Source organism: Tardiphaga robiniae (assembly GCF_013359755.1).
Lineage (GTDB): Bacteria > Pseudomonadota > Alphaproteobacteria > Rhizobiales > Xanthobacteraceae > Tardiphaga > Tardiphaga robiniae.
The window spans coordinates 280,023-290,353 of sequence record NZ_JABMCJ010000077.1; the positions used below are offsets into that span (position 1 = coordinate 280,023).

General features: G+C 62.9%; 8 protein-coding genes. 3 read left to right on the forward strand and 5 right to left on the reverse strand.

Features of this window, described 5'->3' with window-relative positions; all coding sequences use genetic code 11:
• The first annotated feature begins 13 nt into the window (after window positions 1-13).
• Window positions 14-475 (forward strand): cupin domain-containing protein, encoded by a 462-nt coding sequence (locus HP556_RS09885; protein WP_175366846.1) that lies wholly within the window; start codon window positions 14-16, stop codon window positions 473-475.
• A 119-nt stretch (window positions 476-594) separates the two neighbouring features.
• Here the strand turns inward: HP556_RS09885 and HP556_RS09890 are convergent, their stop codons facing one another.
• Together HP556_RS09890 and HP556_RS09895 are read right to left on the reverse strand one after the other, a co-directional pair.
• Window positions 595-1,383 carry an ABC transporter permease gene (locus HP556_RS09890; RefSeq protein WP_175366847.1) on the reverse strand — a complete coding sequence of 263 codons (789 nt, stop codon included), beginning with the start codon at window positions 1,381-1,383 and terminating at the stop codon, window positions 595-597.
• On the reverse strand, window positions 1,380-2,186 hold the full coding sequence (locus HP556_RS09895; protein ID WP_175366864.1) for an ABC transporter ATP-binding protein: 807 nt from the start codon (window positions 2,184-2,186) through the stop codon (window positions 1,380-1,382). The genes HP556_RS09890 and HP556_RS09895 overlap by 4 nt, the downstream gene beginning before the upstream one ends.
• A 277-nt stretch (window positions 2,187-2,463) precedes the next feature.
• On the opposite strand from HP556_RS09895, the gene HP556_RS09900 reads away from it, so the two are divergent.
• Both HP556_RS09900 and HP556_RS09905 read left to right on the forward strand, forming a co-directional pair.
• On the forward strand, window positions 2,464-3,267 hold the full coding sequence (locus tag HP556_RS09900; protein WP_175366848.1) for an ATP-binding cassette domain-containing protein: 804 nt from the start codon (window positions 2,464-2,466) through the stop codon (window positions 3,265-3,267).
• Window positions 3,264-4,820, forward strand: coding sequence for an ABC transporter permease/substrate-binding protein (locus HP556_RS09905; RefSeq protein WP_175366849.1), 1,557 nt, complete (start codon window positions 3,264-3,266; stop codon window positions 4,818-4,820). The genes HP556_RS09900 and HP556_RS09905 overlap by 4 nt, the downstream gene beginning before the upstream one ends.
• 91 nt (window positions 4,821-4,911) lie before the next feature.
• Here the strand turns inward: HP556_RS09905 and HP556_RS09910 are convergent, their stop codons facing one another.
• The 3 genes from HP556_RS09910 to HP556_RS09920 all read right to left on the reverse strand — a co-directional run bounded on the left by HP556_RS09910 (window position 4,912) and on the right by HP556_RS09920 (window position 10,127).
• Complete coding sequence (locus HP556_RS09910; protein WP_175366865.1) at window positions 4,912-6,618, reverse strand: sulfatase-like hydrolase/transferase; 1,707 nt, start codon at window positions 6,616-6,618, stop codon at window positions 4,912-4,914.
• Between the two features lie 181 nt (window positions 6,619-6,799).
• Window positions 6,800-8,545 carry a sulfatase-like hydrolase/transferase gene (locus HP556_RS09915; protein WP_175366850.1) on the reverse strand — a complete coding sequence of 582 codons (1,746 nt, stop codon included), beginning with the start codon at window positions 8,543-8,545 and terminating at the stop codon, window positions 6,800-6,802.
• A 325-nt stretch (window positions 8,546-8,870) separates the two neighbouring features.
• Complete coding sequence (locus tag HP556_RS09920) at window positions 8,871-10,127, reverse strand: ABC transporter substrate-binding protein (RefSeq protein ID WP_175366851.1); 1,257 nt, start codon at window positions 10,125-10,127, stop codon at window positions 8,871-8,873.
• Between the last annotated feature and the right edge of the window lie 204 nt (window positions 10,128-10,331).

Genomic DNA, 10,331 nt, shown 5'->3' on the forward strand with positions numbered 1-10,331 from the left:
AGGGGGAACGTTCATGAAGCGCATCACTGCGACACTCTCGATCACCGCAGCCTTCGCCGCCGGTTGTCTCATCACGCATCTCGTGCCCGAGGGCATCACGCCGGCACATGCCGCGGAAAACATCACCGCGCAGGTCATCCACGTTCCCGAACTCGTCGGCGACGCACTCGGCCCGGCCTCACCCACCGGCTTCCGCTCCAAGATGTTCATGCAGGCCGACGGCGCGACCATCTCGGTGCAGGACGGCAATGTGGTGAAGCACATGCATCCCAACACCAACGAGATCCAGTACATCCTCGAAGGCACCGGCACTGTGTGGCTCGGCGACAAGGAAGTTCAGGTCAAGGCCGGCGACCTCATCATCATCCCGAAGGGCACGCCCCATGGCGGCACCAAGCCCGACGGCAAGCCGTTCCGCGCCATCGCCATCAAGACCCCGCCGCAGGCGCCGGACGACACCAAGCCGCTGCCGTAAGCCACGGGCTCTGCTTAACCTCGCCCCGCTTGCGGGGAGAGGTCGGATCACAAGCGACAGCGTGTGATCCGGGTGAGGGGGAGCCAGTGTTTCACTCGCTAGCTCCCCCCTCACCCGTCTCAGCTCCGCCCTTCGCTCGCCACCGGCTTCCACACCAGCAACCGCTTCTCGACCATCGTCACGAGAATATCGATCGCGATTACGAAGGCCGACAGCACGAACATCCCTGCAAAGACGCCGGCGACGTCGAACGTGCCTTCCGCCTGCTGGATGACGTAACCGAGCCCGGCCGCCGATCCCAGATATTCGCCGACCACGGCGCCGACGACGGCAAAGCCCACCGCGGTGTGCAGCGACGAGAACATCCATGACAGAGCCGATGGCCAGAACACATGGCGCATCAGCTGCCGCTCGCTCATGCCCAGCATGCGACCATTGGCGAGCACTGTCGGTGAGACTTCCTTGACGCCCTGATAGACGTTGAAGAACACGATGAAGAACACCAGCGTGACGCCGAGCGCCACTTTCGACCAGATGCCGAGCCCGAGCCACAGCGCGAAGATCGGCGCCAGCACCACGCGCGGCAGCGCATTGGCCATCTTCACATAGGGATCGAAGATCGCGGCGAGGCGCGGCTGACGCGCGAACCAGAAGCCGATCAGCACGCCCAGTGTCGAGCCGATCACGAAGGCCAGCACGGATTCCAGCAGTGTGATGCCGAGATGCTTCCAGATAATGCCACTGGCAAACCAGCTATAGATCTGGCTGCCGACATCCCAGGGGTTAGAGAAGAAGAACGGCGGCAGCAGGATGCGGCCGAACACCGGCACGGTGGTGAGCAGGTGCCACAGCCCGATGACGACCACGGCGACGAGTACCTGACACAGCAGCAATACAGGACGCGTCATGACGCGGCTCCCATACCAGCGGACTGCGCATAGCCCTTCATCACTTCGTCCTTCAGCACGCTCCAGATCTCGCGGTGAAGCGCGTGAAATTCCTTGTCGAGCCGCACTTCGAAAATATCGCGCGGCCGCGGCAACGGCACTTTCCAGTCGCCGATGATGCGCGAGCCAGGCCCCGCCGACATGATGACGACACGGTCGGCCAGCGCGATTGCCTCTTCGAGATCGTGCGTGACGAACAGCACCGCTTTGCGATCCCTGCTCCACAAATCCAGCAGCAGGTTGCCCATCACCTGCCGGGTCTGTGCGTCAAGCGGCCCGAACGGCTCATCCATCAGCAGGATTTTCGGATTACGGATCAGCACCTGCGCAAGACCGACGCGCTTGCGCTGGCCGCCCGACAGCATATGCGGATAGCGCCCAGCGAAGGCGCCGAGACCCACCGAGGTCAACCAGTCCTGCGCCCGCGCCAGCGCCGCGTCGCGCGCTATGCCCGCGATCTCCAGCCCAATGGCAACATTATCGAGCGCGGTCTTCCAGGGAAACAGCGCGTCGGCCTGAAACAGGTAGCCCGCCTGCGCGTTCAGTCCGCCCAGCGGCTGACCGAAGATCCGGACCGCACCGGAGGCTGGCGCCAGCAGCCCGGCAGCGACATTGAGCAGTGTAGATTTGCCACAGCCGGTCGGCCCGACGATGGCAACGAACTCGCCATCCGCGACCCGGAGTGTCGCCTTCTCCACCGCCGTATAGATGCGATTATCGGCAATACCGAACGCCACTGTCGCGTCATCAAGCGCCACCGCCATCGATGCCGCGGCCCCACCTGCCTGCACGCGCGTTCCCCAGAGTGTTTTTGTTCCGGGACTGGCTTAGCGCCGCAGGGCTGGGAATTCAACGTCTGGGGCGGGTTGGTGATGCAGATGCTGCATGATAGCTTTCATCGGCGCCCCATCATTTGTCGTCCCCGCGAAGGCGGGGACCCATAGCCTCAGGAGACCTAAGTTTGCGCTGTGGGATCGACCGGGCCTTGCCTTCTTCTCTGGAGGTTATGGATCCCCGCCTTCGCGGGGATGACAATTAAGTATGACGCAGCCCCTCATCCGCTTCTCCCATGTCAGCAAGAGCTTCGACGGCGAGGCCATCAAAGCCGTCGATGACGTTTCGCTCGCTGTCGCGGAGGGTGAGTTCCTCGCGGTGGTCGGCGGCTCCGGCTCTGGCAAGACCACGCTGATGCGGCTGGCCAACCGGTTGATCGCGCCGGACGCGGGACACATCACCATCGCCGGCGAGGACGTGGCGCAGGTTGATCCCATCGAACTGCGCCGGCGCATCGGCTATGTGTTCCAGAGCGGCGGGTTGTTTCCGCATATGAGCATCAAAGACAATATCGGCATCACGCCCAAGTTGCTTGGCACCCCCCCTAAGGAGATCGCCGGGCGCGTCGATGAATTGCTCGATCTCGTGCGCCTCGACCGCACACAGCATCGCGACCGCTTCCCGCACGAACTCTCCGGCGGCCAGCGCCAGCGCGTCGGCGTTGCACGCGCCCTCGCCGCAAAACCACGCATCGTGCTGATGGATGAACCGTTCGGCGCGCTCGATCCGCTGACCCGCGATGCGCTGGGCGACGACTACCGCGCGCTGCATCACAAGCTCGGCCTCACCACCATCATGATCACCCACGACATGACGGAAGCGATCCTGCTCGCCGATCGTGTTGCGGTGATGCGCTCAGGCAAACTGCTCGCGGAAGGCACGCCCACTCAGTTATCCGAAAGCACCGATCCCTATGTCGGTGAGTTGCTGGGCACACCGCGCCGGCAAGCGGAACGACTTCAGATGCTGCTGCCGAAGGATGGCGCGGCGCCCCAAGGCGGCGCGACATGAGCCTGTTCACCGATCCGCGCTGGAGCGACGCGCTCGGGCATCTGCCGGATTATCTCGGCAGCCACGTGCGCGTCAGTCTCGCCGCGCTGGCGCTTGGCCTCGTCATCAGCCTGCCGCTGGCCATCATCGCGCGGCACCGGCCGGTGATGCGCAGCGCGCTGCTCGGTGTGGCCAGCATCGTGCAGACAGTGCCGGGCCTGGCACTGCTGGCTTTGTTCTATCCCCTATTGCTCGCGCTTGCGGCGCTGTCGCTGCAATATCTCGGCGTCAGCTTCTCGGCCTTCGGATTCCTGCCGGCCGTGCTGGCGTTGGCCCTGTATTCGATGCTGCCGGTGCTGCGCAACACCATCACCGGATTGAACGGCGTCGATCCCGCATTGACCGAGGCCGCGCAAGGCGTCGGCATGACGCCGCGGCAATCGCTCGCCATGGTCGAACTGCCGCTGGCATTGCCCGTCATCATGGCCGGCATCCGCACCTCCGCGGTGTGGGTCATCGGCACCGCGACGCTGTCGACGCCGATCGGCCAGACCTCACTCGGCAACTACATCTTCGCGGGACTGCAGACGCAGAACTGGGTGCTGGTGATCTTCGGCTGCGTCGCCGCGGCAATTCTTGCGCTGGCAGTCGATCAATTGCTGGCGCTGATCGAAACGGGCATCCGCCTGCGCAGCCGCATCCACACGACCATCGGTGCGCTCGGTATCGCGGCGCTGGTGATCGTCACACTCGCACCGTCATTCGCCCGTTCCGGCACGCGCATCGTGGTCGGCGCCAAGACCTTCACCGAACAATATGTGCTGGCCGCGCTGATGTCGCAGCGTCTGCAGGCGGCCAGCCTGCCCGCCACGACGCGGCAGGGTCTCGGCTCCAGCGTGATCTACGATGCACTGACCTCCGGCGATATCGACGTCTATATCGATTATTCCGGAACGCTCTGGGCCAACCAGTTTCACCGCAGCGAGATCCTGCCTCGCGAACAACTACTCACCGAGCTGAAGACGGCGCTTGCCAAGCAGGGCATCACGCTATTCGGCGAGCTCGGTTTCGCCAATGCCTATGCGCTGGTGATGCCGCGCATGAAGGCCCAAGCGCTGGGCATCAGGACCGCCACCGATCTCGCGGCGCTGAGCGGCAATATGACCATCGCCGGCGATTACGAATTCTTTTCGCGGCCGGAATGGGCGGGGCTGAAGGCAGCCTACGGCCTGTCATTCAAGACCCAGCGCACCATGCAGCCGGATTTCATGTATGCCGCCGTCGCCTCCGGCGAGGTCGATGTCATCGCCGGCTACACCAGCGATGGGCTGATCGCGAAATACGATCTCATGGTGCTGGATGATCCCAAACACGCGATCCCGCCCTATGACGCGATCATGCTGCTGGCGCCGAAACGCGCGGATGACGAGAGGCTACGCAGTGCGTTGCAGCCGCTGCTCGGCAAGATCGATCTGCCGCTGATGCGCGAAGCTAATCTCCGCGCCGCAGGGAATGATGCGACGAGCTCGCCGGAGAGTGTGGCCTGGTGGATGTGGGACAGGATGAAAAAGTAGGATGGGTAGAGCGTCTTCGCGAAACCCATCAATGGCGAGCCACGAAAGCGATGGGTTTCGCTGCGCTCTACCCATCCTACGAACTCCGGCGTTACAAATTCTTGATCATCCCCGCATCGATCAACAGGCGATTGAATCGTCGCGCTTCCGCGCCGTCCTTGCAGGCGTAAAACAGTCCCTTGCAGCGAAGCATGATCTTCTTCTGCTCCTCGAAGGACGGGTCCAGCGGAATGCCTGCAGCTTCCTGGATGACCAGCGGCAGATACGGCCCGTCGATCGTGTCCATCACCGTCGCGCTCTTCACCGGTTCGAAATTGATCGCGTCGATGGCGTAATAGGTCGCGTAGTAGCGCGGGTCGTAACTCTGCAGCTTCTTGCCGAGGCCCGCTTCATCCATGTTGGGATCGAGAATGCCCGGCGCGAATTCGGGCTGATGATCGCCATAGCGTACGATCAGGAACGGCTGCGCTGGAAATTGCTTCTTCAGCTTCGCGACGAACGCGCCATAGTGATCGACGCTCATCGCTTGCCGGCGCAGATATTCATCAACCACCGGCACATTGCCGGGCGCGCGCCAGCCGGGCGTCATGTCTGGGCGAAATCTGGTCTCCCACGGAAAGTGATTGGCGGCGAGATAGACGAACATGAATAGCGGATTGGCCGGCGGCTGCTCAGTCATCAGGCGCGCCGCTGAATCGTAGAAGAAGCTGTCGGGCTCGACGCCCTTGGCGCCGAGATCCTTGGCATCATAGAAGCGCTCGACGCCGGTGGTGGTCTGGAAGCTGCGCGCGCTCATGAAGGCGCCGAAGGCCGGATAGAGCGAGATGGTGCTATAGCCGCAGCGGCGTAGCGCCAGTGGCAATCCGCGCTCGACGCGGCCCGAAGCAATACGCGTGACGAAATAGGAGAACGGCCCGAACGAGCGCGACGAGAGTCCGGCCAGTACGTTGTATTCGGTGAACCAGCTCGGCCCGCCATTGCTCTCGGCGAGAAATTTGCGCGCCTTGCCATCCCATGAATTGAAGTGGCTGCCATAGCCTTTCGGCGTCTTCACGCCGGCGGCCTGACGGATGTCGAAGGACGACTCGTCATGCACCATGATGATGTGCGGACGACGCCCTGCCGGATGGCAGGAATCCTCCAGCGGCAGCTTCAGTCGCTCGGTGATGACCGCGTCGGACTCCATGAAACCGTGGCTGCTGAAGTCCGACACGGCGGTGACGCCGGAGCGCGCGAATTTCGACAGATAGCCGTCATCGTAATAGCCGCGCCAGGCTTCATCGGGCCACGCCAACGCATAGCCTGTCAATGCGGCGAGGCAGGCCGTCAGCGCGGCCAGCGCCGGCAGCCGTCGGATGCGGAACGGATCGAGCCACCACAGCGCATACATCAGTGGCACCACCACGACGGCGGCGCCAATGGCGGACCAGCGCAGGTTCGGAAAGATCGTGAACAGGAAGGCCGCGGTGTCGCGGTCGATCACCATCAGGTCGACGAAGTTCGCGGTCATCTGGACTACGTCGTGCTTCAGCCGCGACAGCAGCACCAAGATGACGACCAGGGTCAGCGACAGCGCCCCCGACAGCGCGGGACGGCGCAAGAGCGCAATCCAGAAGAAGTTGAGGATGGCCCAGGCCAGCACGAAGCCGATCCGGCCCACCAGATCGGTCTCGGTCTGGACCATTACCAGCAGCGCGCCAAAATGCGGCGCAGCCACGGCCAACAGCCGCCACACGCTGGTCGGCGCGGCGACAGCAGTTGGCGAGACGCTGGGTACTGGATTGAGCGGAGGCGCCATAGCGGCACGCAACACCACCGGCGAGGCCTCGGGCCTGGGCTGGCGACGGCCAGAGGGCGCATGTCGCAGCCGGAAACTGCGATATGTCATTAATTTGTAATGTAATCGTCATGAACGGGCAATGACCTTGGCCTGAACGGGATGGACAGACACCCTGCCCTCACTGCTGCAACCGGCCGGGTCAGAGATCTTTGATCAGCCCCGCATCAATCAGCCACCGATTGAATCGGCTGGCTTCATCGCCGCCCTTGCAGCCGTAGAACACGCCCTTGCAGCGAAGCATGATCTTCTTCTGCTCGACAAAGGACGGATCGAGCGGGACGCGTGCGGCCTCCTGCACCATCACAGGCAGATAGGCAGCATCCAGTGTCGACAGTGCCGATGTCAGTTCGGGGCGGTAGTTCAGCGCGTCGATGGCGTAATAGGTCGTGTAGTATCTGACATCATGCGTCATGATCCGGTCGGCGCGCTTCGGCTGCGGCAGATCGGGTTCGAGCAGTTTCTGCGCGATCGCGGGCTGATGGTCGCCGAACCGCACCAGCAGGAACGGCTCGGTCGGATGGTCCTTCTGGAGCTGCGCGACGAAGGCCTTGTAGTCCGCAGCCGTCATGGCCTGGCGGCGGATATACTCATCCACCTCCGCCGTATTGCCCGGCGCCTGCCAGCCGGCGGGCGTCAGGTCGTCGCGATAGGTCGTGGTCCACGGAAAATGATTGGCAGTGAGATAGACCAACACGAAGACCGGCTGGTCGGTCTTGCTCTCGCGCGCGATGAGATCCCTGGCCTGGTCGAAATAGAACCTGTCGGGCTGCATGTCCTCGCTGACGCCCATCGCCGCCATGTCGATGAAGCCGTCGATGCCCGCGCCCTCTTGGAAACTGCGGGCGCTGAGGAAATTGCCGTAGGTCGGATACAGCGAGAAGGTCTTGTAGCCGCAGCGCTGCAGCGCCTGCGGCAGGCCGCGCGAGATCTTCCCGGCGGCAATGCGGGTGACATAGAACTTCAGCGCACCGAAGGAGCGCGCCGACAGCCCGGTGAAGATATTGAACTCGGTGTACCAGGTCGGACCGCCGCTGGATTCGGTGATCAGCGCGCGCTGCTGGCCATCCGCCGACTTGAAGTTATCGTGATAGCCGGCCGGCACCTTGATGCCCGGCGCCGCCGAGATGTCGAATGACGACTCGTCCAGCACCATCACGATGTTCGGCCGCTTCACGCCCGGCTCGCAGGTGGTCATCGGCGAGGCCTGCGCCGAACTCACGAGGCTCTTGGAGTCCGCCTCGATCCAGCCGGTTGCCGTCAGATGCGACACCGAAACCACGCCCGAGCGCGCCAGATTGGAAATGTGATTGACGCCCTGGAACGGCTCCCATGGCTTTTCAGGATTGGCTGCCGACAGGCCGACGATCCCCGCCAGGCAGACACCCGCACCGGCCAGCGCACTGCGGCGGCGCAGGCGGAACGGATCGGCGCGCCAGATCAGCCACAGGATCGGGAGCGCGACGGCAGCGGCGATAAGGAGCCAGGTCCGCAGCTGCGGGAAGATCGAATGCAGGAACGAGATCGTGTCGCGATCGATGATCAGGAAATCCAGGAAGGTCAGCGTGAGCTGCGTGATGCCGAACTTGAACTGCGACAGCACGATCAGCGTCGTGACCAGCAGCAGCGACAGCACCGCGCTGATCCCCGGCCGCTTGAACAGCGCGAGGAACAGGAAATTCAGCAAACCCCAGGTGAACAGCGCCAGCGTGATGGCGAACGGGCCATATTCGACCGAGGCGAGAACATAGATCCCGAGCGTATGGATCGCAGCGATCAGCGCCGTGCGCAGCGGCCACTGCCGAACATACTGCCAAGCGGCCGCCAATCGCTCCTTGAAGCGGCGGCCGGCTTGCGCCGGAGAGACTGAGATCGGCGACGGCAGCATGACTTGCCTGCGAACACCCGGCAAGACAACTGCCCTGTCTGGCAACGGCCAGCCGGCTCACGCCGCGCCCGGACCCTGCGGAATGTCACAAAATCGTAATACAGACGTCATGAACGGACAATGAACCTTTCGACGCAGGTGGTGCCGGTCCGGGGCGACGTGCTCCGGAAAGATGAAAGATAAACGCGTCATGGCCGGGCTTGTCCCGGCCATCCACGTCTTCTTTCTTGGCCAAGGCGTAGATGCCCGGCACAAGGCCGGGCACGACGGAGTTTTGGATGTCAGCGCTCAGCCGTCGCGGCAAACTCGCCCTTGATGACCTCGTCTACCGCACCGCGGTCGGCGTCTCGCCCTTGATGATCTCGCCGAAGCGCTGCCAGCGCTCGCCCTTGAAGCTCATCATCTGGAACTGGTCGATGGGCGAGAAGTCGGTCGGGCTGGTGTTGACGGTCACCCCTGGCAGCAACCCGTCGAGCTGCACGTTCTTGAGGTTGGCCGCCTGCTTCATCAGGTTCTCATGGGTGAGATCGTCGCCGCACTGCTTCAGCGCCTCGACCATGGTCTGGGCGATGCTGTAGCCGGACAGCACGGTGCTCTCCATCGCCTTGCCTTCCGGAATGTACTTCTCGACATAGGCGTAGAACTTCTGCATGCCCGGATCGTCCTTCCACTGCGGATCGGTCGGATCCTTGGCGAAGGTCGCGGACAAAACGTCCTGCGCATTCTCGAAGCCTGCCGGACGGATCACGCTGCCCACCGACGAACTCGCATTCGGCACGATGTGCAGCGGCTTCCAGCCGAGCTCGGCGACTTTCTTGATCGACTGTGCGGCGAATTTTCCGACAGCAAAGGAGAACAGCGTATCGACGCCGGCGGCCTTCAGCTTGACGATCTGCGAGTCGATGGTCGGCTCGGAAACCTCGTAGCTCGCTTCAGCCACGATCCTTGACGCCGCCTTGTCGCCGAAACCTTCCTTCAGTCCCTTCAGATAGTCCTTGCCGAAATCGTCATTCTGATAGAGCACGCCGATCTTGGCATCCGGCTTCTCCTTCAGAAGATACTTCGCATAGGCCGCAGCTTCGGCGTGGTAGCTCGGCAGCCAGCCCATGGTCCATGGAAACTGCTTCGGATCGTTCCAGCGGGTGGCACCGGTCGCGAGAAACAGTTGCGGCGTCTTCTTGGCATTGACGTATTTCTGGATCGCGGCATTCGCGGCGGTGCCGACATTGCCGACGATCGCCATCACCTCGTCGCTCTCGACCAGCTTGCGGGTCTGCTCCACGGTCTTCGGCGGCGAATAGGCGTCGTCATAGGAGATGAAGACGATCTTGCGGCCGTTGATGCCGCCCTCATCGTTAATCTTCTTGAAATAGGCGCCGTAGGCCTTGCCGAGAATGCCGTAGGCTGAGGCCGGGCCGCTATAGGGCACCGTGTTGCCGATCTTGATTTCGGTGTCGCTGGCACCGGGGCCGTATGTCTTCTGCGCCAGTGCCGGGCTCGCGGCCAGTGCAATCGCAGCTGCGAACGCAGCCATGATGCTGGCGGCCGCTGGCGCGGCCCTGGAAGTCATCGTGATACGCATTTTCTGTCCTTCTTTTTGCGTTTCCATAAGTGACGGCCGTTGCCGTATTCGATCCGAGCCTTCCCGTTTGTCGGGATTGTTGAACGGCTCGTCAGGTGTTGGTGTTTGCGATCTCCTGCTCCTGCGGGTCGATCGGGGCGTGATCAGCCAGCGCCTCAATGTCGGCGGCAGCGATCTGCACATGGCGATGAACGAGCGCGGTGA